Below are 24,900 nucleotides of genomic sequence, written 5' to 3'. Positions count from 1 at the left end.
CTTAGCCGAAGGTGTATTCGAGGTCGGTCGGGATGGTCTGGTACAGCTCGGCGAGCCCGTCGCGGTACCGGGTACCGATGGCAAGCGCGTCGCGCAGCTCGTCGAGGTCGGTCGAGTCAGCTTCCCACAGCGCGCGGTGCAGGCAAACGGCCAACTCCTCGAGCAGCGGCAGCGCCTTGTCGAGCCAGTGGTCGTCGCGGTTCTGCAGCGAGACGCCCTTGGCGACCAGCCAGCCGGCCGTGAGCATCGCCGCGCCGCTGTCCGCGAAGTGGTGGTGGCGGCGCGACAGGTAGCGCAGCAGCTCGGCGAGGTAGGCCTGTCCGAGTGAGGTGCCCGGGAAGAACGAGGCTGCGGAGACCAGGCCCAACACGTCGGCGTAGGTCTCCTCCAACGTCATCGCCTCGAACGGGGTGAGGCCCGGCGCCGGGCTCCCGTTCCCCTCGACGGCCGTCCGCCGCCAGAAGTGCGCGAGGTCGTGGCAGCGGAACCAGCGCAGCGAGGCCCGCAACGTCTCCTGCAGGTCGGTGGCCTCACCCGCCTCCTGGTAGCGGTCCAGGAGGTTGAGCGAGCAGCGCTCCAACCGGTCGGCGTGCACGTTGGCGAAGACCACGGTGAACTCGGGCCCCTCCACCCGGGAGTGCGGTGCCTCCAACGGGAAGAAGTGGGCGAAGTTCTTGTGGCCGACCCGGGACTCGCCACCGGCCAGCAGCAGGTCGACGATCTGCATCGTCGGGTGCTCCGGCTGGATGGACTTCGCCGCGCCGCCCAGCACCCCGCCGATGACCGGCTGGATGCCGGGCAGCAGCACGTTCACGGCCTCGATCTCCTGCTGCAGCGAGGCGTTGGGGGTGACGACCAGCATGCCGATCGGCAGGTTGACCGTGTTCATGGCCCAGGTGTTGAGCGGCCCGCAGTAGAGCCACGGCGTGCCCGGCACCGGCTCGCTGAGGATGATCTCCTTCCACACCTGGGTGTGGGCGTAGTGCAGCAGCCGGTCCGCCGCGGTGCGGGCCTGCTCGGCCGCCGGGGCGGCGGCGCCGACCTGCTCGGTCTCCGCGAACTGGATCAGCTCGTGGGCGGCCGCGGTGAGCAGCGGGGCGACCCGCCGCAGGTGCACGGCGGCCGGGACGACCTCCGGAACCTCCAGTGCGGCCACGCCGTCGATCAGGGACTTCGCCTGGGCCAGGTGCACCCAGCCCTCGGGGAACAACTCCCGCAGCCGCGCGTACTGCGGGTCCACGTGGGTGACCGCCAGCAGTGGGCTGTCGGTGTGCCAGTACGGGGTCCGGGTCGCGGGAACCCGCACCGGAATGTCGAGCACTTCGGTCCGAGCCGCGGGCGCAGGGGTGGTGCGCAGGGACATCAGACGCTCCGGGGCTCAGCGACGGCAGCCGCGACCGGGACGGAGGCAGACTTGGCAGGCTGCGCGGCGGTGGCCGCGGTGGTCTCGACCGGGATCAGGCTCACCGACCACTTCTTGCGGTTGGCGAGGAACGCGAAGACGTGGCCGAGGTACTGCACGGTGAACCAGAGCGGCAGGAAGGCGGTGAACGCCGGGGCCGAACCGGTCTGGACCCAGCCGATGGTGGCCCAGGTGACCACGCCGATGGCGGCGGAGAGGGCGACCGTGGTGGAGAGGTCGGTCTGCTGCTGACCCCAGTCCTTGGCCTCGGGCTTGCTGATCGTGCCGATCACCAGGCCGGAGAGCACGGCCGCCAGCAGACCGGCGCCGCCGGCCTTGGCCATCTCGATCGGGGTGTCCGCCTTGGCGCCGATCAGGAAGTGGTAGAGCACACCGAGGCCGATTCCGACGACCAGGCCGGGCAGGTGCATGAGCGGCTTGCGCCAGTGCTGCGGGGCGGGCATCTCCAGGTCGGCGGCACCGCGCGGCATCCGGTAGACGGGCGGCCAGATCAGACCGGTCACGTCCAGGTAGGGACGGTAGGCGTCGCCCGCCAGCGTGATCAGGCGCTTGTCGTAGAGGATGCTGCCGATCACGTTGTAGATGTTGAGGACCACGGCCAGCAGGAGCAGGTCGGTCGTCATGGTCGGCAGGCAGAAGAACATGCCGAAGAACGCGGTGTGCACCGGGAAGCGGATCCAGCGGCGGCTGCCGACCTTCCAGGAGATCAGCTTCGGGCCCTGGGCGCCGGCGATCTGCGCCACCAGGGTGGTCGATCCGAAGGCCAGTCCGCAGTCGTACTCGAACAGGTGCAGCTGCCAGTACCACAGCCAGTGGGCGACTGCGAGGACGAGCATCACGACCATCGGCACGCCGCTCAGGTGCCACACCACGTTGCTGGTGTGCTGCCAGAGCGCGCCGGCGCAGAGGATGTAGAGCACGTTGGAAAGCGACTCGACGGAACGCCAGGCCAGCGCCTCCATTCCGGTTTTCGCCTTGACCACGCGCTTGACTCGCAGAGTCGCCAGCACGGAATGCTGGACTCCGAATCCGAGGACAAGAAGAGTATCTATGGTGAGCTGGGCTGTAGTTCCCATGGTGAGTCAGTCCCAAACGTCTGGTTGCCGGTAGGCATACGAGAAAGCAGCTCGCTTCGGAGCCTATGGGTAAGGCGCCGATAAAGCTGCTTGGATTCGACTGAGCGATGCGCGAATGGCAAAGGGATGAACAATCCGAACGACCGCCCCCCGCGATGGCTCGCCTCATTGCCAATAGCACCGTAGTCAGCCGACCGTGAGCCTGTCAATAGGTATGTGGATCGTCAGTCTCCGTATATTTTGGGCCAGTTGAACCCACGGAGGGTGAGACGCGACCAGTCCGTCCAGTCCTGACGAGCCGTCAAACTCGACAAAATCGGACCTACTGGACCATGGTCACTACGCTACGTGCATGAGCCTCGTCGCCCGACCTCAGGTCCGGAACCGGATCATCGGCGGGCGGCCGGTTTGTCGGCCGGTCTGCCTGAACAAGTCGCTCAGCCGGTAGAGTCTTGACCATGACGTTGAATACCGGAAATGCGGACCGGCTGGATTCCGAACTGGCCAGGGCAGCCCAGCTCCAGCCCTATGTGGCTTTCGCCGACCCGCTCGGATCGCGGCGCAATTTCGCCAGATCCGTCAAGATCTCCCGAGCGCTCCGCGGAAAGGCTCCCGCCGAGGCCTCGGTACGGACCGAGGACACCAGCTTCACCGTCCCCGAGGACGGCCGGCGGATACCGGTGCGGATCTACCGCCCGGACGGGCTCCAGGAGTCGGCGCCGGTCCTGATCTATTTCCACGGCGGAGCATTCGTCGCCGGAGACCTCGAGACCGAGCACGACCGCCTGCTCGCACTCGCGTTGGACACGGACTGCGCCATCGTCTCGGTCGAATACCGCCGACCGCCCGAGAACCCGTTCCCGGCACCGACCGAGGACTGCTACGCGGCGGTCCGCTGGGTCGCCGCCGAGGCCGAGTCGCTGAGCCTGGACGCCGGGCGGATCGCGATCGGCGGCAGCAGCGCCGGCGGCACCCTGGCGGCCGCCACCGCACTGATGTGCCGGGACCGCCAGGGCCCCGAACTGGTGCTGCAACTCCTGCTCTTCCCCGCCCTGGACGACCGCTTGGACTCCGACTCGATGCGCCGCTACCCGCGGACCGCGGCCTGGCACATCGAGGACAGCCACCACATGTGGCGGCACTACCTGGGCCCCGCCTTCGGGACCGAGGACCCGTACGCGGTCCCCGCTCGACGGGTCGACTTCACCGGTGTCGCCCCCGCCTACGTCCTGGTCGCCGAGGTGGACGCGCTGCGCGACGAGGGCATCGCGTACGCGGCCCGGATGCTGGAGGACGGCGTCTCGGTCGAACTCCACCACTTCGCGGGCGGGTTCCACAGCTTCGATGCCGCGGTTCCGCATGCGGGGCTCTCGGTGCGGGCGCTGGCCGAGCAGAGCGCCGCGCTGCGCCGGGCGTTCGCCAGGAACTGACACCCCATCATGGGGCGGCCGCCCGGCCGGAGGCCGCCCCATGATCCGGATCAGTGCGCGGTCCAGCCGCCGTCGACACCCAGCGCCTGCCCGGTGATGTAGGAGGCCTCGTCCGAGGAGAGCCACAGGATGGCCGAGGCGACCTCCTCGGGTCGGCACAGCCGTCCCAACGGGATGTTGCGCAGATAGAACTCGTCGGCGCTCGGGCCCCGGTCACGACGGGCCTGTTCCAGCATCGGCGTCAAGACCGGCCCGGGACAGACCGCATTGACCCGAACTCCCTTGGGCCCGTAGTCGATCGCACTGCTTCGGGTCAGCCCGACCACGCCGTGCTTGGCCGCGGTGTACGGAGCCGCGTCCAGGTATCCCACCAGGCCGGCGATCGAGGCCACATTCACCACCGCTCCGCCGCCCTCCTGCTGAAGCATGGCCTGGATCTCGTACTTCATCGAGAGCCAGACGCCCTGCAGGTTGGTGTCGGTGATCCGGCGCCAGTCCGCGAGGCCGAACTCGTGGAGCCGGCGCCCCGATCCGGGCACGCCGGCGTTGTTGCAGGCGACGTCCAAACGGCCGTGACGGGCGATCACCTGCTCGACCAGCGCGGCGACTTCGGACTCCTCGGTGATGTCGGCCGGCAGCGCGACGGCGGAGCCGCCGGCGGCCTCGATCAGCGCCACCGTCTCGGCCAGCGGCTCGGGCCGCCGACCGGAAACGGTGACCCGGGCGCCGGCCGCCGCGAATGCCAGCGCGGTCGTCCGGCCGATCCCGGTGCCGCCACCGGTCACCAGGACGGACTTGTCGAGAAAGCGCACCTGGGTGCTCCGTTCCATGGGTGTTGGTCTGCTACTGCCTCAGCCGGTGCGCTCAGGGAGTGCGTTTGACCAGCTGCTCGACCGCCTGCTGGATCGCCGCGGCGTCGGGCAGCACGGCCTGCTCCAGTGCGGGACTCGCGGGGTAGGGAACGCCGAGCGAGCCCAGCCGGACCACGGGTGCACGCAGGTCGTCGAACGCGCTCTCGGTCACGGCCGCCGCGATCTCCGCCGACGGTCCGTACCGGACCCACGCCTCTGCCGCGACGACCACGCGTCCGGTCCGGCGCGCGGAGGCGGCCAGCGTGGCCACGTCCAGCGGTCGCAGCGATCGCACGTCGACCACTTCGCAGTCCAGGCCCTGCTCGGCGAGCCGGGCCGCCGCCACCAGTGCCTCGGGCACCATCCGGGACAGCGCGAGCACGGTCGCGTCAGTGCCGGGGCGGACCACCTGGGCCGTCCCCAGGGGCACCAGGTGCTCCCCCGACGGGACCTCGCCCTCGGTCGAGTAGAGCAGCTTGTGCTCCACCAGGATCACCGGTTCGTCGGAGCGCAGCGCCGCGGTCAGCAGGCCCTTGGCGTCCGCCGGGTTGCTCGGGAGCACGGTGTGCAGACCGGGCAGGTGGGCGGTCCAGGCCTCCAGGGACTTCGAGTGCTGAGGACCGGCGTTGATCCCGGCTCCGCCCTGGGTGCGCACCACCACCGGCATGGTCACCTGCCCGTTGTAGGCGAACGGGAAGGCTGCGACGCCGTTGGCGATGCTGTCCAAGGCCAGGCAGAGGAAGTCGGTGTACATGATCTCGACCACCGGCCGCAGGCCGCTCATCGCCATGCCCATCGCCGCGCCGACGATCCCGTTCTCGGAGATCGGCGTGTCCAGCACCCGGTCGGCGCCGAACTCGTCCATCAGGCCCCGGGTCACCGAGAAGACGCCGCCGTAGCGGCCGACGTCCTCACCGAGCACGACCACCCGATCGTCGGCCAGCATCTCGAGGCGCAGCGCGTCGTTCAGCGCCTGCGCGTACGTCATCCTGGCGGTCGTCGTCCCCGTCACAGCAGCGCTCCCTGGTCCCACTTGGCCGCGTACTCGAACAGCTCCGCCGGATCCGGCCACGGGCTCGCCTTGGCGAACACCACCGCCTCCTCGACCTCCTGGGCCGCGCGCTGGTCCACCTCGGCCAGTCGCGCCGCCGTGGTGCCGCCGGCCACCAGACGCCGGGCCGCGAGTTCCAGCGGATCGGTGAACTCCGCGCCCTCGCCCGGGTCCTGGTAGCCGCCGCGGTCGGAGCTGGAGAAGCCGGTGTTGCGGAAGGTCAGCGCCTCCACCAGGGTCGGCCCCTGCGCGGCACGGGCCCGTTCGGCGGCCGCCGAGACCACGTCGCGCACCGCCTCGACGTCGTTCCCGTCCACCAGTACTCCGGGTACTCCGTAGCCGGCCGCCCGCTTGTACAGCTCGGTCTCGCGGGAGTGCCGGTCCAGGCGCACGCTCAGGCCGTAGCCGTTGTTCTCCACCAGGACCACGACCGGCAGCTGCCACAGCGCCATCATGTTCAACGCCTCGTTGAAGGCACCGGAGTTGACCGCACCGTCACCGGTCACGCAGAGCGTGACGGCGCCCTGCCCGGCCCGCCGCTGGGCGAAGCCGTGGCCCACCGCCAGCAGCAGGGAGTGCCCGACGATCCCGGACGGGCCGAGGAGGCCGCGCTCCTGGTCCGCGATCAGCATGTGCCCGGCCCGGCCGCCGCACTGTCCGTCCGCCCGGCCCATCATCTCCGCGAAGGTGCGTCCCAACGACAGACCGAGGCCCACGTACTGGGCGTGCGGGCGGTGCGTGGCGGTGACCAGGTCGCCGGGCCGCAGCGCCGCGGTGGCACCGATCCCGGTCGCCTCCTGGCCGATCCCGAGGTGCATCGGCCCGGTGACCAGCTTGTCGGCCACCAACTCGGCGAGCACCTCGTCCATCCGGCGCAGCACCCGCATCCGCCGGTAGAGCTCCAGCAGGTCGATCGCGGTCGAGGTCGGTGGGTACGAGCCGTGGTTGCGCATGGCTTGAGTCACAGTGCGTTCTCCAGAAGTGGGGTGGAAGCGGGCGCAGCGCTCCGGCGTCGGACCGGAGCCACCAGCGCCAGGCCACCGGCCGCGCCGAGGACGGCGAGCAGCCCGCAGGACCACCACAGGGCCCAGGGCGCGACCGATCCGTACAGATAGGCGCCGCCGAGCGGGCCGAGCAGTTGGGCGGCCGCGTAGGACCAGCCGAAGGCTGCCTGATAGCGGCCCTGAGCGTGCGCGGGGGCCAGGTCCGCGATGATCGCGCCGACGAAGCTGGCCGCACCGATCTCGCCGAGAGTCCACACGACCACGGTTGCCAGGTACTCCGGCGCGGTGCGCGCCAGACCGGTGGCCGCGACGCCGAGGCCGAAGACGGCCCAGGAGACGGAGAGCACCACGATCCGGTCGAACCGCTCGAGCCAGCCGGCGAGCAGCGGCTGCAGTACACCGATGAGCAGGCCGCTGACCATGAACACCGCGCCGTAGACCACCGAGGACAGACCGCTGTTCTTGATCGCCAGCGGCAGCCCGACAGTGATCTGAGCATTGATCAGGCCGCTGACGATGTTGAGCCCGATCAGCGCCAGCAACAGCCGATCCCGCAACAGCCCGACGGTCGTGGACCGCGAGGTCGCAGGCGGGGACCACCCCGTCGCGGACCGCCCGGGCACCAGGATGGCGACCAACAGCGCGAAGGCCGCGGCCGCGGCTGCCTGGACCAGGAAGAGCAAGCCGTAGCCGTAGGTGGCGAGCAGACCCGCGAGCAGCCCGGCGAGCCCGACCCCCAGGTTCACCGCCCAGTAGATCAGGCTGTAGGCCCGTGGGCGCGATTGCGCGGGCACCACGGCGGCCACCAGGGCGGCCGCGGCCGGCCGGTAGATGTCAGCCACCGCGCCGACCAGCACGGCGGCCGCGAGGACGGTCGGCAGACCGCGGGCAGCGCCCAGGAGCACGATGCTCACGGCACTGGCCGACAACCCTGCCACCAGGGCGATGCGCGGCCCGAAACGGTCGGCCAGCACGCCGCCCATCGGCTGCGAAACCAGTCCGCCGAGGCCCACCGCGGCGAGCACGGTCCCCGCGTCCGAGGCGGAAAGGCCTTGGTTCCCCAGATAGAGCACCAGAAATGGCACCGCCATGCTGCCGATCCGGTTCACGAACTGGCCGGCGAAGACGATCCAGAAGCTCCGTGGCAGACCGCCGAACTGACGGTACATCAAATCTTTCGCGCGCCCGCTGATTTCCGAAACCCCGATCCCCCGATTCGGCGGCACCCCGGTACGGCGTAAGGGAGTTGGTGACAACGCCGGAGAACCCCTCGAGAAGGAGCCTCAGTACGCGGTCCGGACGTGCGCTTTCACTTCCACCGTACAAGCTGTTCGAGGTTTTTTGAAGAGTCCCTGGCAAGACAACCTTGCTGACCGGAGCGCTGTTGACAGGTCCACGGGGGTGTGTTGAGATCCCATTGCCGGTCAGGCATTCGCTGTCGACCGCCGCAGTACTGGGGGAATTTCACGGCGCTTCAGGCGCCGTTCACCGGCGCAATTCTCCGGCAGGGCAAGGCCGTCGAGTTCAGTCGACGGCCTCCTACTGCGCTACCTGTCGACCGCCCTCGCTCCCCCAGATCGCCAGCTGCTAGAGAGGCCCAGTCAATTGGCTACCCGGCGTGTGGTTCTCGTCGATACCTATGCCCTGTCACGCCGACTCGCGGCCGCCTTCATCGAGGACGGGATCGAGCCGGTCCGAGTCCAGAGCACCACCGAGGTGCCCCGGCTCTACGCCGGAAAGCCGGACCCCAATCCCTATCTGGCCGACCTGGTGCACCACGGCGACATCGCGGCCACCGCCGCGCAGTTGGAGCCGTTCGAACCGCTGGCGGTGCTGGCCGGCGGCGAGCTCGGCGTGGAGCTCGCCGACGCGTTGAGCGAGCAGCTGTCCACCCGTCAGCCGATCCCGACCAACGGCACCGCGCTGAGCCGGGCGCGGCGCGACAAGTACGCCATGGTCGAACGGATCAAGGCGAGCGGGCTCCGCGGAGCCGAGCAGATCCTGGTCCGCGACGAGGACCAACTGCGCGATTGGCACCAGCGGCTGGGCGGCCGGGCGATCCTCAAGCCGCTGCGCAGCGCGGCCAACGACGGCGTGTTCTGGTGCGACACCCCCGAGGAGTCGGTGCGGGCCTTGCGCACCCTCGCGGGCCGCGAGAACATCTTCTCGGAGGCCGGTGACGGCGTGGTGGCGCAGGAGTACCTGGTCGGCGCCGAGTACCTGCTGAACACGGTCAGCCGGGACGGCCGCCACCACGTCTGCGACATCTGGAAGACCCATCGGATCAGCGCCAACGGCAAGCGCGACCTGGCCGTCGCCTGTCAACTGCTGCCGCGCCGGGGCGAGGTGCAGGAGCAGATCGTCGACTACGGTCTCCAGGTCCTCGACGCACTCGGCATCGCGCACGGCCCGGCCCACGTGGAGATCAAGCTGACCCCGCAAGGTCCGTGCATCATCGAGGTGGGCGCCCGGATCTCGGGGCTCGACCTGCCCGGCTACACGCACAGTGCCACCGGCGAGTCGCAGATCAGCTGGACCGTCGACGCTTTCACCCGTCCCGAACGCTTCCTGGAGCGCCATCAGGAGGACTACCTGATGAGCCGGAGCGTGGCCTGGGCCGGCATGGTGTCGCCGGCCCGGGGCATCCTGCGCGGCTACCGCGGGCTGGAGGAGGTCCGGGCCCTGGAGAGCTTCCGCGAGCTGCACATGATGGTCGAACCCGGCGGCTCGATCGCCCCGACGGTGGACGACTCGACCTACCCGCTGGCGGTGTCACTGGCCCACGAGGTGGACGAGGTGCTGCTGCGCGACCTCGGTACGCTGCGCTGGCTGGACGGCCAGGGCTTCTACGACGTGGCCGAGGTCGCCACTGTCGCTGACGGACAGGAGAGTTGAGCACCCGTGATGCCCGCCACCACCGTGCTGGTGATCGAGCCCGGCTCGTCCGGAGTCGGACTGGTCGACGCCGCCCGGCGGCTCGGTCTGCGCCCGCACGTCTTCGACCGCCGCGAACGCGCCGAGCTGCCGCCTCCCGTACAGGCCGCGCTGGCCGAGGGCGGCGCGGACTTCACCCGGCTGGAGATTCGGGACCACGACGTCGTGCTGAGCGCAGCCGCGTCCCTGCACAGCGCCGCTGAGCTGGTCGCCGTGGTCCCCGGCTACGAGTACGCGGTGGAGACCTGCGCGTTGGTGGCCGACAAGCTCGGTCTGCCGGGCATTGACCCGGTCGCCGCGCGGGCCCTGCGGGACAAGCGCCTGATGAAGCGTGCTCTCATCGAGGCCGGCGTCCCGGTCGCCCCCGGAGCCGCCCTCGGCTCCGGCGACGACGCGGCCACCGTCCTCGCCTCCGTCGGCACACCCGCCGTCGCCAAGCCCGTGGACGGCTCCGGCAGCCAACTGGTGCGCCGGATCGACACCCTCGCCGAGCTTCGCGAGCATGTGGCCGCCGTGCTCGACCGGAGCCACGTCGACCTGGGCCAGGTGATCGCCGAGGAGATGCTGATCGAGCGGTACGTCGCCGGGCCCGAGTACAGCGTCGAGGGCTACCTCAGGCAGACCCCGCAGGGCCCGCAACCGCAGGTGTCGGCGGTGACTTCCAAGCAGCTCGGGCCCGAGCCCTCGTTCGTCGAGATCGGCCATCTGGTGGACGCGCCGCTGACCGAGGCCGAGCGGGCGCTGCTGGTGGCCACTGCCGAACGGGCCGTCCGGGCCCTGGGGATCACGGTGGGCGCGTTCCACCTGGAGGCTCGGCTGACCCCGGCCGGCCCGGTGGTGATGGAGGTCGGCGCCAGACTCGGCGGCGACCGCATTCCGTGGCTCGTCCGGCACGCCTGGGGGTTCGACCTGTGGGAGGCTGCCGTCCGCTCGCACGCCGGCCTGCCGCAGGCCGCGCCCGATCCCACCTCGACGCCGGTACGGTGCGCCGCCATCCGGTACTTCACGACCGAGCGCTCGGCCGTGCTTCTCGAACCCAGGAGCCTGACCGAGCGACTGCGCGGCGTCAAGGGCTGCACAGAGGTTGAGGTCGCTGCCGCCCCGGAGACCAGACTCGGACCCGCGTGCGACTTCCGCGGGCGTTTCGGTCATACGCTTCTGGTGGCCGACAGCCATCCGGAACTGTCCGAACGCCTGGAGCAGGTGGACGAACTGGTCCGCTCGGCGCTCCGGCTCGACCAGGCTGACGAGAAGGGTACGCAGGTGGACATCCCTGACCTCCAGGTGCGTGTGCGCGAGATCATCGCGCAGATGTCACCGTCGGGTGCGACGGTCGCCGCGTCCTCCGACCGACTGGTCGAAGACCTCGGCTACGACTCGTTGACCCTGCTGGATCTCGCGATCGCACTGGAGGACGAGCTGGTCCCGGCAGCGATCGACGAGGAGGCCGGCGCCGACCTGCTGACCGTCGGCGATGTCGAGGAACTGATGGTACGGATGGCGCCGCCGGCCACCCGATGAGCCGGATCGGCCCGCTCCGACTCCAACGTCCCCGGCTGCGCCGGTTCACCGCCTTCGGCTGTCAGGTGGAGACCTGGGTCAGCCGGATCGTCCGGAACGGCCCGGCGCCCGGCCTCAGCTGCGCCGGTCTGCTCGCCCCGGCCGAGGTCGAGCAGGCCGCGGGCATGGCGGATCCGGGCTCGGCGGATCGCTTCCTCGCCGGACGTGCGCTGACTCGGCTCGCGCTGGCTCGCCGGCACCGGCTCGCTCCGGCGCGGATCGAACTCGCCCGCGACGAGCGCGGCCGCCCGTACGCCGTGAGCCGCGGCGGGCCGGCCCGACTGGACTTCAACCTGTCCCACACCGGTGACTTCGCCGCCGTGGCGGTCGCCGTCGGGTTGCGCGTCGGGATAGACATCGAGACGGTCACGTCCCGCCCGCAACTCGACAGGATAGCGGCCCGGGTGTTCACCGAGGCAGAGCGCTCGCAACTGCGGCGGGCGCCCGCCGATCGGCGGCTGGAGCGCTGGTACGCCCTCTGGACCTCGCACGAGGCGCTGGCCAAGTGCACCGGGGAAGGCCTGCGCGCCGTCTCCGCCGTACCAGCCGGCTACGGCCACAGCTGGCTGAAGCGCGGGGTACCGGTAGCACCGGGCTACCAGGGCACGGTCGTCGTGCTGAACCGGAGACCCGCGCGCTGAAGGCCGCCCCGCCCCACGTCCGGGCACGGGGCGGCTCCCCCGGGGCCGGCCCGGCCCCCCCGTCTTCCTGGTCGGGTCCCTCGTTCATGGCGTTCATGCCCTGCCAACGCCCGGGGACCGCCCCGCGACACGGCCGACGGATCGGCGCGCCGCCCCCGGTCGGCGGATCAGCCTCGCCACATCGGGTGTCACCCGCCTGCTCCTGCGCGCGGTGTCCCGATCAAGCGTCAGCCGGCGTACCGTCAGCTCCATGCGGAGATCGGATGCCAGCAGGATCGTGCCGGAGCGCACCGGCGAGGCTTTCGAGTTGGGCGAGCGTCTCACCGTGCTGGGTGAGCGGCTCCAGGTGGGGCAGGCGGCTCCAGGGTTCACGCTGGACTGGCTGGCGCAGCCGGACGGGGCGATCAGCCAGGTCCAACTCTCCGACACCAGCGGCACGGTGCGGCTGCTCAACGTGATCAACTCGATCGACACGCCGGTGTGCAGGGTCGAGACCCGCTCCTGGGAGGACCGGTTGGCTGACCGGGTCGCGGACGGCTCGGTCCAGCTCTACACGGTGAGCATGGACCTTCCGTTCGCGCTGGCCGCGCGGGGTGCGGGCGAACCGGGGAACGGCCACCTACTGCTGTCGGCGCACCGCAGTGCGCGGTTCGGGCAGGACTACGGCGTGCTGCTCAAGGAATGGCGGCTGCTCCAGCGGTCGGTGTTCGTCATCGACCGGCACGACCGCCTCGCCTACACCGAGTACGTCGCGGACCAGATGCGCGAGCCGGACTACGAGGCGGCGCTGGCGGCGCTGGACCAGTTGCCCTGACGCATTGGGACGGGCGCCGGCGGAGCTAGCGGAGCGGGCCGGCCGCTCCCCAGATCCGCGCTCGCTGCTGTGCTGGGGGCCTCCCGGGACCAAGCAGCTGTCCTACGGGTTCCACTCGACGTCCTCCATCTCCCTGCGCCGAGCACCCGGTGGAGTCCTCGGCGACCACAACGCCGAAGGCGCCCGGTTGGGGCGGCCCCGGCTGAGCGCCTGAACGGACCGCTCGTGGCGTCCAGGACGTTATGGGCGGCGCGTCTGACGGCTGTAAGATCGCCGCAACATCCGGGCCTTGGAGCGAGGAGCGGGAGCTGGGAGCTGGGAGCGGGAGCGATGAGCGACAGTCCTGGGTCCGTGCGCTTCAACCTGCTGGGGCCGGTGAGTGTCACCGTCGGGGACGGCGAGGTGGTGTTGCCCTCGGGGATCCCGCGCACCGTGCTGGTGATGCTGCTGATCAACGCGAACCGGGTCGTGCCGGCGGAGCAGCTGGCGTCGGCGGTGTGGGGCGAGCAGCGTCCGGCCGCGGCCGGCCCGGGGCTGCGCAATCACGTACTGCGCCTGCGACGGATGCTCGGTGACGACGCGGGGCCGAGGCTGCGCACCATTGCGCCGGGCTACCTCATCGCGACGAACCCTGGTGAGCTGGACGTCGAGGTGTTCCTCGACGGGTGTCGGCTCGGCGCCGAGCAGTTGCGCGCGGGTGAGGTCGCGAGGGCACGACAGACCCTGAGCAGCGCGCTGGACCTGTGGCGCGGCGACCCGTTCGCCGACCTGCCGCCCGGCGTGGACGGCGCCGCGAGGGCGCACCAGCTGGACGAGACCCGGATGAAGGCCTGGCAGGACCGCGTCGACGCGGACCTGAGCCTGGGACGGCATCGGGAGCTGGTCGCCGAACTCCGCGGGCTCACCCGGGCCCACCCGTTGCGCGAGGCGCTGCACGGGCAGCTGATGCTGGCGCTGTACGGGGCGGATCGCCAGGCTGAGGCCCTCGCGGTCTACCAGGAGCTGCGCAAGCGTCTGGTCGCGGAACTCGGGGTCGAGCCCTCGGCGCAGGTCGCGGACCTCCAGCTTCGGATCCTCGCTGCGGACGCCTCGCTGCTCGAGTCGGTGGAGCGGTCCGAGAGCGGCGAGAGCGGCTCCGCGGCCTCGAGGACAGGGCCGGGCTCCGGGGCCTCGACGACGGCGACCGCCAAGACTGCGGCGGCGACCGCCAGGAATGCCCCGGCTCGGTACACGCCACGCAACAGCCTCCCGCGAGACGTGGCCGACTTCACCGGCCGCGGCCAGGAGACGGATCGCCTGCTGGCGGCAGCGGCCGCCCCGGCGACGAACGCCGTCGTGATCTCCGCGATCGACGGGATGGCGGGGGTCGGCAAGACCGCCCTGGCCGTCCACGTCGCCCACACCCTGGCCGATCAGTACGCCGACGGCCAGGTCTTCATCGACCTGCACGGCTTCACCCCGGGCCAGACCCCGCTCGACCCCGGCACCGCGCTGGCCCGCCTGCTGCGCGCCGTCGGGGTGAGCGAGGACGCCCTTCCCTCGGACCCCGAGGAGCGCGCGGTCCTGTGGCGCAGCGAGGCCGCCGAGCGTCGCCTCCTGATCGTCCTGGACAACGCCGTCGACGCCGCCCAGGTCCGGCCCCTGGTCCCCGGCTCCCCCGGCAGCCTGGTCCTGGTGACCTCGCGGCGCCGGATGCCTGCGCTCGCCGGGGCCGGCGCGCTTTCGCTGGACGTCCTCGACCAGGACGCGGCCGTCGCCCTGTTCGGCCAGATCTGCGGCGCGGACCGGGTCGTCGGCGAGGAGGAGGCCGTCGCCGAGATCGTCAGGCTGTGCGGACGCCTGCCGCTCGCCATCCGCATCACCGCCGCGCGCCTGGCGCACCGCGGCACCTGGACCCCGTCCCACCTGCTCGCCCGGCTCCGGGACCGGATCAGCCTGCCCACCGAGTTCAGGACCCAGGACCAGAGCGTCGCCGCCGCCTTCGCCGTGTCCTACGACGCCCTGACCCCCGATCAGCAGCGGCTCTTCCGCCTCGCCGGACTGCACCCCGGCGACGACTTCTCGGCGTACGCCCTGGCGGCCCTCGCCGATCTGCCGCTGACCGAGACCGAGGACCTCCTCGACGAGCTCCACGACCACCACCTGCTGATCGAGCAGTCCCTGGGCCGCTACACCTTCCACGACCTGCTGCGCCACCACGCCCACGGTCTCGCCCGCTCCGAGGAGTCCGACGCCTCCAGGCAGGCCGCGCTGGAACGGCTCTTCGACTACTACAACCACACCGCAGCGGCGGCGGTGGACATTCTCTACCCCCATGAGTCGCATCGGCGCCCGCATCCGCCGAAGCCCGCCACGCCCACCGACCGGCTGCGCACCGACGAGGACGCCCGCGCCTGGCTCGACAGCGAGCTGACCAACCTGATCACCGCCGGCACGCACCCCGTCGCGGCCGGCACGCAGCACGCCGGCGACCTCTCCTCGATCCTCGCGCGCTATCTGGATCACTACGGCCACTACAGCAAGTCCCTGACCCTCCATGCCGCGGCCGTCGAATCCACCACAGCCACCGGCAACCGGGCCGGGAACGCCACCGCCCGGACGAACCTGGCCGGTTCGTACTGGCTGCTGGGCCGCTACCCGGAGGCCATCGAGTGCTTCGAGGCCGCGCTCCTCGGCTTCCGGAACATCGAGGACCAAGCGGGCGAGCGCCGGGTGCTGACCAATCTCGGCGTGACCTTCGCCCATCTGAGCCGCCATCAGGAGGCGATCGAGCACCTCACGCGGGCGATGGCCGCCTACGGAGCGGCGGGCGACCGCGCGGGCCAGGTGATCGTCCTGAACAACCTGGGCTCGGTCTGCGAGCAGCTGGAGGACTTCGAGCAGGCGGGCCAGTACCACCGCCAGGCCCTCGCCCTGGCCCGGGAAGTCGGCGACCACGTCACCGAAGGAAAAGCCCTGGCCAACCTCGGGATGACGTTGAACCGCCTCGGCCGGCCCACCGAGGCCGCGGACATGCTGCACCAGGCCCTGGCGATAGCGACCACCGCCGGCGACCGAACCCGCGAGCTGGTCGCCCTCAACGGCCTCGGCGACGTCGAACGCGCAACCGACCCCGCCCAGGCCCTCACCCGCCACCAGCAGGCCCGCGAGATCTGCGCGGCGATCGGAGACCGCTTCTCCCTGGCCGGCTGCCACCTGCGCATCGGCGACGACCACCAGGCGATGGGCAATCCCGGCCTGGCCCAGGAGCATTGGGAGCAGAGCGCCGCCCTGTACACCGAACTGAACGCGACCTCCCAGCTCGAAACGGTGCGCGCCCGACTCAAGGGACTGTGACCTCGCGGCGCGCCCACGCCCAGGAGCGCCTTGAAGCCGAAAGCAGCTGAATTCTCCTTCGCCAGCTGCGAGGATCCGGGGATGATCTACACCATCAGGACTGTGCGGCACGAGGACTGGCCGAAGGCCAAGGAGATTCGGCTGGCCGCGCTCCGGGACCCCGTCGCGCACCTCGCCTTCCTGGAGACCCTGGAGCAGGCTCTGGCCAGGCCCGACGACTTCTGGCAGGCCCGCGCCGCAGCCTCCGCCGACGGGACGTCGCTGCGGCAGTTCGTGGCGCAGGCGCCGGACGGCGAGTGGCTGGGCACGCTCACGGCCCGCGTCGAACTGCCCGGCGACGACACGGTGTTCGGGCAGGCCCCGAAGGCACCGCAGACCCATGTCGTCGGCGTCTTCGTCCGGCCCGCGGCACGCGGCGCCGGCCTCGCCGAGCGGTTGTTCGGCGCCGTCCTGGACTGGTCCTGGTCGCTCTCCGAACCCCGCATCGAACGTGTCCGCCTGCACGTCCACCAGGACAACGCCCGGGCCGAGGCCCTCTACCGCAGGGTCGGCTTCGAGCGCACCGGCACCACGGTCCTCGTCCCCGGCGACGCCCCGTTCCGCGAGATCGAGCTCGCCATCCCGAGAGGCTGACGCGGACAGGCCTGCGGTGATCAGCGAACCAGTGCCGCGTGGACGGCGGCCGCGGCGTGGAGTCGTGCGGTGGGGAAGAGCGGGACGGTACTGTCCTCGGGACCGATCAGAAGCTCGATTTCGGTGCAGCCCAGAATGATGCCTTCCGCACCGCCGGCGACCAGGTCCGTGATGACCTTCCGGTAGGCGGCGCGTGACTCCTCCCGCACGATGCCCAGGCAGAGTTCCTGGTAGATCACCTGGTGAACGATCGCACGCCCGTCGGCGTCCGGGATGCGCACGTCGAGTCCGCCGGCTTCGAGACGGCCTCGGTAGAAGTCCTGCTCCATGGTGAACGCGGTGCCCAACAGGCCGACGCGGTGCAGGCCCGCCGCCCGTACGGCCTCCGCGGTGGCGTCGGCCAGGTGCAGCAGGGGGATGGAGACGGCCGCCTCGACCTGGTCGGCGACCTTGTGCATGGTGTTGGTGCAGATCAGCACCATGTCCGCGCCGGCAGCCTCGAGGGCCTGGGCAGCCGCAGCCAGGATCTCGCCGGCCTCCGCCCAGCGGCCCTGGACCTGCAGCTGCTCGATCTCCGCGAAGTCCACCGAGTAGAGCACGCACCGCGCCGAGTGGAGTCCACCAAGGCGGTCGCGGGTGAACTCGTTCAACAGCCGGTAGTACTCCGCTGTCGACTCCCAGCTCATCCCACCGATCAGCCCGACCGTCTTCATCGCCTTCATCGCCACACCCCTCGCCTCGGCTCGGCTCGGCTCCGAGCGGCATCGCGTTCGCCGCCGAAGGCCTCCATAGACTCCATATAAGGGAATCAAGCTTGGCAGACCCCAAGCTATAAGCCTCACTTGGAGTCACGCCGTCACTTGGCTTCGGTGGCAGCCGTCCTGTCTGCGGCTGCGCGCGCCGCCCTGGCGGCTCCGGTGCGGAGCAGCAGGCCGACCAGCACCGCGGCGGTGGCCATCAGTGCCGTGACGCACCACATCGCCGCCTCCGCTGCTGCGGCGTACCCGGCGGCGTCGGTGCGCGATCCGAGCACCGCGAAGAAGACCGCGCCGACCCCGGCCACCCCGATCGCGCCGGAGAACTGCTGAGTGGTGGTGAGCACACCGGAGGCGGCACCGATCCGCTGCGGGGCGATGCCGGCCAGGATCGAACCCATCAGCGGCGGCATGGTCAGGCCGTTGCCGAGACCGGTGAGGGCGAGCGGCAGGAGCAGGGCCACCGGGCTGACGGAGCCGCCGGCCAGCCGCAGGGTGACGGCCATCAGCAGGCTGGCGATGGCGCTGAGCAGAGTGCCGCCGATCAGCACTCGTTGACCGTAGCGGGCGGCCAGGCGGCGGCCGAGCAGCGAGGCGGCCATGGTGGCCAGGCCCAGCGGCAGGAATTCCAGCCCGGCGGCGCGGGAGTCGAGGCCCAGGCCGGCCTGGAGCAGCAGGGTGGTGGTGAACATCTGGCTGCCGATGGCGGCCGGCACACAGACGTTGATCAGCAGACCGCTGGTGAACACGCGGTCGCGGAACAGGGCCAGGTCGAGCAGGGGCTGGCGGCCGAGGCGGGTGAGCCGCCGTTCCCAGCCGACGGTGGCGGCCAGCACCGGTAGAGCGGCGGCCAGGCTCAACCAGGTCCACAGCGGCCAGCCGGCCTCCCGGCCGAGCACCAGCGGAACCAGCGCCAGGGCGAGGGCGGCGGAGAGGCCGAGGCGCCGCACCGCCCGGCACTGGCCGACCACCCCACGCAGGGGTGGCCGCTGCTGCTGGCGGGGCTCCGGGCAATGGAACTGGCTGACCGGTGGTCTCGCGGCGGCCCACCTGCCAGTGATCGGGTACCGACAGGTGTTCTAGGCTGTCGGCCCATGACGGACACCCAGGGGCCAGCACCGAGCTGGAACGGCAAGCCGGTGGGGGCTGCCACCACCGAGCCCGACTGGGCGGCTCTGGCGGAGAGTTACTCGCAGTCGTCCAAGCGGCGCAGGCAGCTGCGCGGGGTGGCGGCCTGTGCTGCGGCCGTGGCGGCCGTCGGCGGCATCGTCATCACCGCGGTTCAGGTCACGGGCTCGGGGCAGCCGTCCGGGCACGGCGCCGGCTTCACGGGAGTCGGGCTCGACGGCGTGTCAGGGCAGGTCGGTAGCACGGCGCCGGGCACCGAGCACGGTCCCAGCGCCTCGCCGTCCGGCAGTGCCCCCGCCGGCCCGTCCGCTTCGGCCGGCGCGCCTTCCTCGGCCGCTCCCAGCGCGTCGACCGCCACCCGATCGGCCGCCCCGACCGGATCCACCACCCGACCGGCCGCCCCGACAACGGGCGGTCCGACAACGGGCGGTCCGGCAGCGAGCACCACGGCACCGGCACCGTCCGCCCCCGCGCAGACTCCGGGCGCCGGCCCGACCACCAAGGGGGCGCCGACGCCGACGCCCTCTCCGTCCCCGGTGGCCACCAACCCGTACAGCCCCGGGCAGGTGTGCGGCAGCGGGTACGGCGTCATCGACTCGCACGGCCTCGGCGAGGCCACCATCTACCTGCTGTACAACAACGCCACGGGCGTGGACTGCGTGGTCACGCTCGCGGCGCACCCGAACGGCGCGGTCCCGATGAACGCCACCCTGGCCGTCCAGGGCGGGGCCTCGACCAGCAACCCGGGCAACTTCGTCGACTACGCCGGCCCGGTCACCGAGCACGCCCCGCACATCTGCGTGTCCTGGGGCGGCTCCTACCGCGGCACCTCCTGGACCAGCGGTTGGAGCCACTGCGGTTGAGCCGCCACCGGTCGGCGGGACGGGTTGAGTAACGTGGGCCGCGTCGGCCGGGCGACCCCGGCCGACGGACCGACCACTTCTGGAGGACCTCGTGGACGCCGGACCCGTGGACACCGGACTCGAGACCACTCGGCGCGCGCTGCACGCGGTGGCCGAACTCCTCCTGGCCGGACCGCAGTACCGGGCCAGCGGCACGATCAGGCTCCGGGTGCAGCCCGGCGGTTTCGCCACGGTCGCCGACCCGGAGCTGCGCGTGGACGGCACCGCACTGGTCTCGGCGGGCCGGCGGTTCGCGCTTCAGGGCACCTCCTGCGCGGCCCTGGCCCGGGCGGTCGGCATCGAGGTCGGGCGCCCGGTCGGCCTGTACGAGCAGGGGTGCGGGGTCGACCCGGCGGAGGTGCTCGATCTCGACCCCGCGGCGGCGGCCTGGATCGCGGACTGCTTCGCCTCGGGGGACGCGGCCTTGCGCCGGTTCGCGCACGATCAGCAACCCGTGCTCTGGCCCGAGCACTTCGACCTGGGGGTCGACCTGGACTCGGTGAACTACGGGGTCTCGCCGGGCGACGGGTACCTGGGCGAGCCGTACGCCTACGTCGGCCCGTGGACCCGGCGTGACGGCGAGTTCTGGAACGCCCCGTTCGGCGCCGTCCGCCCGATGCGTGAGCTGGCCGGCGTCGAGGCGGTCGAGGAGTTCTTCGGCGCGGGGCGAACCAACGCCGGACTCGACCCGCCGGCCGCCGACGACTGACGGTCGGCCGGGTCGCTTCAAGGCGCCGCTACGCCCCGCTCATCACCGCCGTCGGGTCCTGGTACACCGCGTCCAGCGCCAGCAGTGCGCCACCGCGCGCGGTGCCGGTGAGGCCGAGTTGGGACAGCACGATCTCGCAGCCGCCGGCGTCGGGGGCCATCACCAGCTCGTGCACCTGGGCGGTGACCGCGTCGATCAGGTGCTCGCCGAAGTAGGCGAAGTGCCCGCCCAGCACCAGCAGTCGGGGGTTGAGGATGTCCGCCAGCAGGGCCAGCCCGGGCGCCAGGTGGTCGGCGATCCGGCCGAGCGCGGCCAGGGTGCGCGGGTCGCCGGCGTGTGCGCGGTTGCGCAGTTCGGCGAGCCGCCGCCCGAGGTCGATCATCGGGTCGCAGACCATGTCGGTGGGCTCGGCGGCGTACCGCAGTAGTGCGTCCCGGCCGACCGTGGTCTCCCAGCAGCCGCGCCGCCCGCAGGCGCAGGGCTCCTGCGAGGGGACCAGCCGCAGGTGGCCGACCTCGCCCGCGTATCCGCCGGTGCCGCGCACCAGTTGGCCGCCGGCGATGATGCCGACGCCGACGCCGGTCTGGCCGGTGACGTAGACCAGGTCGCGCACGTTGTCGGCGGAGACCAGCACGTATTCGGCCAGCGCGCCGAGCTTGGCGTCGTTCTCCAGGTGCAGTTCCGGGGTGCCGGGGCCGAGCCGCGCGCGCAGCCCGGCCAGCGCGTGGACCTCGCGCCACCCGATGTTGGAGGCGTACTTGACCACGCCGGCGTCCATGTCCACCGCTCCCGGTGTGGCCAGCGTGATCCCGACCACGTGCCCGCCCGTCGCGCGCACGGCGGCCATGCCGTCCGCGGTCAGCCGGGCCACCGCGTCCAGCGCGGCCTCGGGGCCGCAGGCGCGGACGTCCAGCGGGGTGCGCCGCTCGAAGGTGACCTCGCCGCGCAGGTTGAGGGCGAGCAGGCTGATGTAGTCCACGTTGATCTCGGCGCCCAGCCCGTGCACGCTGCGGCCGTCCACCTCCACCGCCTGTCCGGGCCGGCCCACCGCGCCGCGGCCGCGTTCCGCCTCGCCCTCGCGGACCAGGCCGCCGTCCAGCAGTTCGGCGATCAGGTGCGAGACGGTGGCCTTGGGCAGGCCGGTGTCCTCGGCGATCCGGGCCCGGGAGCGCGACCCCTCGTCGCGCAGCAGCCGCAGCACCAGGCTCAGATTCGCCCGCCGGGACGCGGACCGGTCCCGTGCGACGGCGGGTCGCGCCATGGCCAGATCGCGCACGCCCGTTCCCTGCAGCGCCTGCTTCACCAAGTGCTCCTCTCGTGTGTGCGGTCCCAGCCTATTGACTTGGCCCGGATTAGTTCAAACAATAGCCGAACGAATTCGGCTTGTTCAGTCCTGCTGGAGCCTGTTCGGTCTCGTGCTCTTCCCCCCACTTCCTCCCAGGAGACGTACGTGAAGGCAAGATCCCACTCCCTGGCCGCCGCGATCGCGGTCCTCGCCGCCGCCGCGCTGGTCGCCGGCTGCTCCTCCGGCGGCTCCGGCGCCGCGGACTCGGCCGCCTCCTCCGGTGGTGTGGTGAAGCTGGACTTCTGGGGCTGGGCGCCGGGTTACGACCAGTCGGTCGCCCTGTTCAACCAGACCCACCCGAACATCCAGGTCACCTTCGACAAGACCGCCTCCGGCTCCAAGGGCGGCTACACCAAGATGCTCACCGCCGCGAAGGCCGGCAACGCCCCCTGCCTGGGCCAGGTCGGCTACGAGACGCTGCCCAGCTTCGCCGCCGCCGGCGCGCTGACCGACGTGACCAAGTACGCCGGCGACGCCAAGGGGCAGTTCGCCGACTGGACCTGGAAGCAGGTGACGATCGGCGGCCAGACCTACGGCATCCCGGTGGACACCGCGCCGATGGCCCTGATGTACCGCAAGGACCTGTTCGCCAAGTACGGGATCAGCACGCCGCCGGTCACCTGGGACGAGTACGCGGCCGACGCCGCCAAGGTGCACGCCGCCGACCCCAGCGTCTACCTCGGCGACTTCGGCAACGACTCCTACAACTACGCGGGCCTGGCCTGGCAGGCCGGCGCCGGCTGGTTCGGCACCTCCGGCGACCAGTGGCAGGTGACCGTCGACAGCGCGGCCAACCAGAAGGTGGCCGGCTACTGGCAGGGCCTGCTGGACAAGAAGCTGCTGAAGACCGACCCGAGCTACGACCCCTCGCTCTACAGCGACATGGCGAGCGGCAAGGTGCTCTCGGACGTCAACGCGGTCTGGGACGCGCCGATCATCGCCGGCAGCGTCAAGGACGGCGCGGGCCAGTGGGCGGTCGCGCCGATGCCGGTCTGGGACGCGGCCAAGCCGGTGTACGGCAACGACGGCGGCTCGGCCACCGCGGTGCTCAAGGGCTGCGGCCACGCCAAGGAGGCCGCCGAGTTCGCCACCTGGATGAGCACCAACGCGGACAGCGTCAGCAACCTGATCAAGGTCACCGGCATCTACCCGGCCGCCACCTCCGGCCTGACCAACCCCGCGCTCTCGGCGCCGGATGCCTTCTACGGCGGCCAGACCATCTTCGACGTGTTCAAGGCGGAGACCGCGCACATCAGCACCGACTGGCAGTGGGGTCCGACCATGACCCAGACCTCCACCGACCTCGGCGACGGGCTCGGCCAGGCCGGCACCGGCGGCACCACGCTGCCGAACATGCTCGCCACCGTGCAGGGCAAGACGGTCGCCGGGATGAAGCAGCAGGGCCTGAGCGTCGCGGGCGGCTGACCCACCGTCGACCGGACCGCACAGCTCCACTCAGGCGCCCGGCTCCGCCCAGGCTCCAAGCACCGAAAGGCAGCATTCGTATGACCACCGCTCTGCATGAGCGGGCAGCCGGCAGGACCACGGCCGCCGGCGCCCGCCGCGCCGGCCGTCGCCGTCGCGGGCGGCCCGTGGCCCTCTTCCTGGCCCCGTTCCTGGTGCCGTTCGTGGCGCTCTACGCGGCCCCGATCGGCTACACGATCTACCAGAGCCTGTTCCGGATGCACCGCTCGGGCCTGGGCCTGACCGCACCCACACAGGTGTTCGTTGGGATCGCCAACTACGCCACCGCGCTGGGCAACGCCGACTTCCGCGGCTCACTGCTGCGGGTGCTGCTGATCGGTCTGGTGCAGGTACCGCTGATGCTGCTGCTCGCCCTCGGCCTGGCCCTGCTGCTGGACGCCAAGTCCACGCTCTTCAAGCGGTTCTTCCGGCTGGCCTTCTTCCTGCCCTACGCACTGCCCGGCGTGGTCGGCGCGATCATGTGGTCCTACCTGGTCGCGCCGGGCCTGAGCCCGATCACGGCGCTCGGCCACCAGCTGGGCCTGCACCTCGACCTGACCTCGAACGCCATGCTCGCCCCGACCATCGGCAACATGCTGACCTGGGGCTGGACCGGCTACAACATGCTGATCATCTACTCCGCGCTGCAGGCCATCCCGGCCGAACTCAGCGAGGCCGCCACCATGGACGGCTGCTCGGCCTTCGGCATCGCCTGGCGGATCAAGGTGCCGCTGGTCCGCCCGGCGCTGGTGCTGACCACGGTCTTCTCCATCATCGGCACCGCCCAGCTGTACAACGAGCCGACCATCCTGCACAACGTCGCGCCCAACCTGAGCAGCACCTACACCCCCATCTCCGCCGCCTACGACGCCGTGAACGCCAACAACTTCAACGCCGCCGCGACCGAGTCGGTGATCCTGGCGCTGCTCGCCTTCGTGCTCTCCTTCGGCTTCCTCAAGCTGGTCCAGCGCCGCGGAGGTGCCCTGTGACCTCCACCTCGCGCCTGTCCCGCTGGCTGGTCCTCGGTGTCCTGCTGGTCGCCTCGGTGTACTTCCTGGCGCCGGTCTGGTGGCTGCTGGTCTCCTCGACCAAGACCAACGCCGACCTGTTCACCGGCAACGGCTTCTGGTTCGCCCGCTTCGCGCTCTTCGACAACGTCCACCAGGTCTTCGCCCAACAGGGCGGCATCTACTGGCAGTGGCTCGCCAACAGCGCGCTCTACGCCGTGGGCGGCGCGGCGGTCAGCACCCTGATCGCCGCGCTGGCCGGCTACACCCTGGCCAAGTACCGCTTCCGCGGCCGGGAGTTCACCTTCAACTCGGTCCTCGCGGCGGTGCTGGTGCCGCAGCCGCTGCTGGCCGTGCCGCTCTACCTGATGTTCTCCGGTGTGCACCTGGTCAATACCTACTGGGCCGTCCTGCTGCCCAGCATGGTCAGCCCGTTCGGGGTCTACCTGGCCCGGATCTACGCCGGTGCCTCGGTCCCCGACGAGCTGATCGAGGCCGGACGGATCGACGGCGCGGGCGAGTTCCGGATCTTCGCCACCATCGCGCTGCGGGTGATGTCACCGGCCCTGGTCACCGTCTTCCTCTTCCAGTTCGTCGCGATCTGGACCAACTACCTGCTGCCGGTGCTGATGCTGGCCAACGACCACCTGCAGCCGGTCACCGTCGGCATCGTCGGCTGGCAGGCCCAGCGCGGGATCGGGCCCACCGCCGTGCCGTTCAACATCGTGATCACCGCGGCCGCGATCTCCGCGATCCCGCTGGTCGTCCTCTTCCTGTCCCTGCAACGCTTCTGGCGCTCCGGCCTGGTGGCCGGCAGCACCAAGTGAGGAGGCCCGG

21 protein-coding genes are annotated in these 24,900 nt (G+C 71.3%); 12 read left to right on the top strand and 9 right to left on the bottom strand.

The window, feature by feature from the left end; translation table 11 throughout:
• Position 1: 1 nt before the first annotated feature.
• Together BR98_RS33620 and BR98_RS33615 are read right to left on the bottom strand one after the other, a co-directional pair.
• On the bottom strand, positions 2-1,363 hold the full coding sequence (locus BR98_RS33620; RefSeq protein WP_035850923.1) for a hypothetical protein: 1,362 nt from the start codon (positions 1,361-1,363) through the stop codon (positions 2-4).
• Complete coding sequence (locus BR98_RS33615; protein WP_157538045.1) at positions 1,363-2,406, bottom strand: hypothetical protein; 1,044 nt, start codon at positions 2,404-2,406, stop codon at positions 1,363-1,365. Before BR98_RS33615 ends, BR98_RS33620 begins: the two co-directional genes overlap by 1 nt.
• A gap of 551 nt (positions 2,407-2,957) precedes the next feature.
• On the opposite strand from BR98_RS33615, the gene BR98_RS33610 reads away from it, so the two are divergent.
• Positions 2,958-3,929, top strand: a complete 972-nt coding sequence (locus BR98_RS33610; RefSeq protein ID WP_035850922.1) for an alpha/beta hydrolase — start codon at positions 2,958-2,960, stop codon at positions 3,927-3,929.
• A 50-nt stretch (positions 3,930-3,979) separates the two neighbouring features.
• Here the strand turns inward: BR98_RS33610 and BR98_RS33605 are convergent, their stop codons facing one another.
• The 4 genes from BR98_RS33605 to BR98_RS33590 are packed head-to-tail and all read right to left on the bottom strand — an operon-like array spanning position 3,980 to position 8,061.
• Entirely contained in the window at positions 3,980-4,759 is a 780-nt protein-coding gene (locus tag BR98_RS33605) for a glucose 1-dehydrogenase (protein ID WP_035850920.1), read from the bottom strand.
• Between the two features lie 34 nt (positions 4,760-4,793).
• A complete protein-coding gene (locus BR98_RS33600; RefSeq protein WP_232247812.1) occupies positions 4,794-5,792 on the bottom strand; it encodes an alpha-ketoacid dehydrogenase subunit beta in 999 nt (332 codons plus the stop codon).
• Positions 5,789-6,796 carry a thiamine pyrophosphate-dependent dehydrogenase E1 component subunit alpha gene (locus BR98_RS33595; protein ID WP_157538043.1) on the bottom strand — a complete coding sequence of 336 codons (1,008 nt, stop codon included), beginning with the start codon at positions 6,794-6,796 and terminating at the stop codon, positions 5,789-5,791. The genes BR98_RS33600 and BR98_RS33595 overlap by 4 nt, the downstream gene beginning before the upstream one ends.
• A complete protein-coding gene (locus BR98_RS33590) occupies positions 6,793-8,061 on the bottom strand; it encodes an MFS transporter (RefSeq protein WP_157538041.1) in 1,269 nt (422 codons plus the stop codon). Before BR98_RS33590 ends, BR98_RS33595 begins: the two co-directional genes overlap by 4 nt.
• Before the next feature lie 394 nt (positions 8,062-8,455).
• Between BR98_RS33590 and BR98_RS33585 the strand changes: the two genes are divergently transcribed.
• The 6 genes from BR98_RS33585 to BR98_RS33560 all read left to right on the top strand — a co-directional run bounded on the left by BR98_RS33585 (position 8,456) and on the right by BR98_RS33560 (position 16,753).
• Complete coding sequence (locus BR98_RS33585) at positions 8,456-9,730, top strand: ATP-grasp domain-containing protein (protein ID WP_232247810.1); 1,275 nt, start codon at positions 8,456-8,458, stop codon at positions 9,728-9,730.
• Between the two features lie 9 nt (positions 9,731-9,739).
• Positions 9,740-11,290 (top strand): ATP-grasp domain-containing protein, encoded by a 1,551-nt coding sequence (locus BR98_RS36845; protein ID WP_051970753.1) that lies wholly within the window; start codon positions 9,740-9,742, stop codon positions 11,288-11,290.
• Positions 11,287-11,970: a 4'-phosphopantetheinyl transferase family protein gene (locus tag BR98_RS36840; protein ID WP_051970751.1), complete on the top strand. Its 684-nt coding sequence runs from the start codon at positions 11,287-11,289 to the stop codon at positions 11,968-11,970. The genes BR98_RS36845 and BR98_RS36840 overlap by 4 nt, the downstream gene beginning before the upstream one ends.
• Before the next feature lie 250 nt (positions 11,971-12,220).
• A complete protein-coding gene (gene tpx, locus BR98_RS33570) occupies positions 12,221-12,784 on the top strand; it encodes a thiol peroxidase (protein WP_051970749.1) in 564 nt (187 codons plus the stop codon).
• A 330-nt stretch (positions 12,785-13,114) separates the two neighbouring features.
• Positions 13,115-16,120, top strand: coding sequence for an AfsR/SARP family transcriptional regulator (locus BR98_RS33565; protein ID WP_063774882.1), 3,006 nt, complete (start codon positions 13,115-13,117; stop codon positions 16,118-16,120).
• An 81-nt stretch (positions 16,121-16,201) separates the two neighbouring features.
• Positions 16,202-16,753 (top strand): GNAT family N-acetyltransferase, encoded by a 552-nt coding sequence (locus tag BR98_RS33560; RefSeq protein ID WP_035850904.1) that lies wholly within the window; start codon positions 16,202-16,204, stop codon positions 16,751-16,753.
• 20 nt (positions 16,754-16,773) lie between these two features.
• On the opposite strand, the gene BR98_RS33555 is transcribed toward BR98_RS33560, so the two are convergent.
• Both BR98_RS33555 and BR98_RS33550 read right to left on the bottom strand, forming a co-directional pair.
• Positions 16,774-17,466 (bottom strand): aspartate/glutamate racemase family protein, encoded by a 693-nt coding sequence (locus BR98_RS33555; RefSeq protein WP_035854762.1) that lies wholly within the window; start codon positions 17,464-17,466, stop codon positions 16,774-16,776.
• A 143-nt stretch (positions 17,467-17,609) separates the two neighbouring features.
• Positions 17,610-18,479 carry an MFS transporter gene (locus BR98_RS33550; RefSeq protein ID WP_051970745.1) on the bottom strand — a complete coding sequence of 290 codons (870 nt, stop codon included), beginning with the start codon at positions 18,477-18,479 and terminating at the stop codon, positions 17,610-17,612.
• A 123-nt stretch (positions 18,480-18,602) separates the two neighbouring features.
• On the opposite strand from BR98_RS33550, the gene BR98_RS40640 reads away from it, so the two are divergent.
• Positions 18,603-19,499, top strand: a complete 897-nt coding sequence (locus tag BR98_RS40640) for a hypothetical protein (protein ID WP_198042326.1) — start codon at positions 18,603-18,605, stop codon at positions 19,497-19,499.
• 91 nt (positions 19,500-19,590) lie between these two features.
• Entirely contained in the window at positions 19,591-20,247 is a 657-nt protein-coding gene (locus BR98_RS33540; RefSeq protein WP_198042325.1) for a hypothetical protein, read from the top strand.
• Between the two features lie 28 nt (positions 20,248-20,275).
• On the opposite strand, the gene BR98_RS33535 is transcribed toward BR98_RS33540, so the two are convergent.
• Positions 20,276-21,550 (bottom strand): ROK family transcriptional regulator, encoded by a 1,275-nt coding sequence (locus tag BR98_RS33535; RefSeq protein ID WP_198042324.1) that lies wholly within the window; start codon positions 21,548-21,550, stop codon positions 20,276-20,278.
• Positions 21,551-21,697: 147 nt separating this feature from the next.
• Here BR98_RS33535 and BR98_RS33530 point away from each other — a divergent pair, with 147 nt between their 5' ends.
• The 3 genes from BR98_RS33530 to BR98_RS33520 all read left to right on the top strand — a co-directional run bounded on the left by BR98_RS33530 (position 21,698) and on the right by BR98_RS33520 (position 24,890).
• Positions 21,698-23,017, top strand: a complete 1,320-nt coding sequence (locus BR98_RS33530; protein WP_051970742.1) for an ABC transporter substrate-binding protein — start codon at positions 21,698-21,700, stop codon at positions 23,015-23,017.
• 80 nt (positions 23,018-23,097) lie between these two features.
• Positions 23,098-24,045, top strand: coding sequence for a carbohydrate ABC transporter permease (locus BR98_RS33525; protein WP_035850900.1), 948 nt, complete (start codon positions 23,098-23,100; stop codon positions 24,043-24,045).
• Positions 24,042-24,890: a carbohydrate ABC transporter permease gene (locus BR98_RS33520; RefSeq protein ID WP_035850897.1), complete on the top strand. Its 849-nt coding sequence runs from the start codon at positions 24,042-24,044 to the stop codon at positions 24,888-24,890. The genes BR98_RS33525 and BR98_RS33520 overlap by 4 nt, the downstream gene beginning before the upstream one ends.
• Positions 24,891-24,900: the final 10 nt, after the last annotated feature.

It is taken from the genome of Kitasatospora azatica KCTC 9699 (assembly GCF_000744785.1).
Classification (GTDB): Bacteria; Actinomycetota; Actinomycetes; order Streptomycetales; family Streptomycetaceae; genus Kitasatospora; species Kitasatospora azatica.
The sequence above is the reverse complement of the archived record's forward strand: the minus strand, read 5'-3'. Positions and strand labels throughout refer to the sequence as shown.

Coding starts and splice junctions, on each gene's coding strand:
- BR98_RS33620 (WP_035850923.1), bottom strand. CDS start 1,363: ATGTCCCTGCGCACCACCCCTGCGCCCGCGGCTCGGACCGAAGTGCTC.
- BR98_RS33610 (WP_035850922.1), top strand. CDS start 2,958: ATGACGTTGAATACCGGAAATGCGGACCGGCTGGATTCCGAACTGGCC.
- BR98_RS33605 (WP_035850920.1), bottom strand. CDS start 4,759: ATGGAACGGAGCACCCAGGTGCGCTTTCTCGACAAGTCCGTCCTGGTG.
- BR98_RS36845 (WP_051970753.1), top strand. CDS start 9,740: ATGCCCGCCACCACCGTGCTGGTGATCGAGCCCGGCTCGTCCGGAGTC.
- BR98_RS36840 (WP_051970751.1), top strand. CDS start 11,287: ATGAGCCGGATCGGCCCGCTCCGACTCCAACGTCCCCGGCTGCGCCGG.
- tpx (WP_051970749.1), top strand. CDS start 12,221: ATGCGGAGATCGGATGCCAGCAGGATCGTGCCGGAGCGCACCGGCGAG.
- BR98_RS33565 (WP_063774882.1), top strand. CDS start 13,115: ATGAGCGACAGTCCTGGGTCCGTGCGCTTCAACCTGCTGGGGCCGGTG.
- BR98_RS33560 (WP_035850904.1), top strand. CDS start 16,202: ATGATCTACACCATCAGGACTGTGCGGCACGAGGACTGGCCGAAGGCC.
- BR98_RS33555 (WP_035854762.1), bottom strand. CDS start 17,466: ATGAAGACGGTCGGGCTGATCGGTGGGATGAGCTGGGAGTCGACAGCG.
- BR98_RS40640 (WP_198042326.1), top strand. CDS start 18,603: ATGACGGACACCCAGGGGCCAGCACCGAGCTGGAACGGCAAGCCGGTG.
- BR98_RS33525 (WP_035850900.1), top strand. CDS start 23,098: ATGACCACCGCTCTGCATGAGCGGGCAGCCGGCAGGACCACGGCCGCC.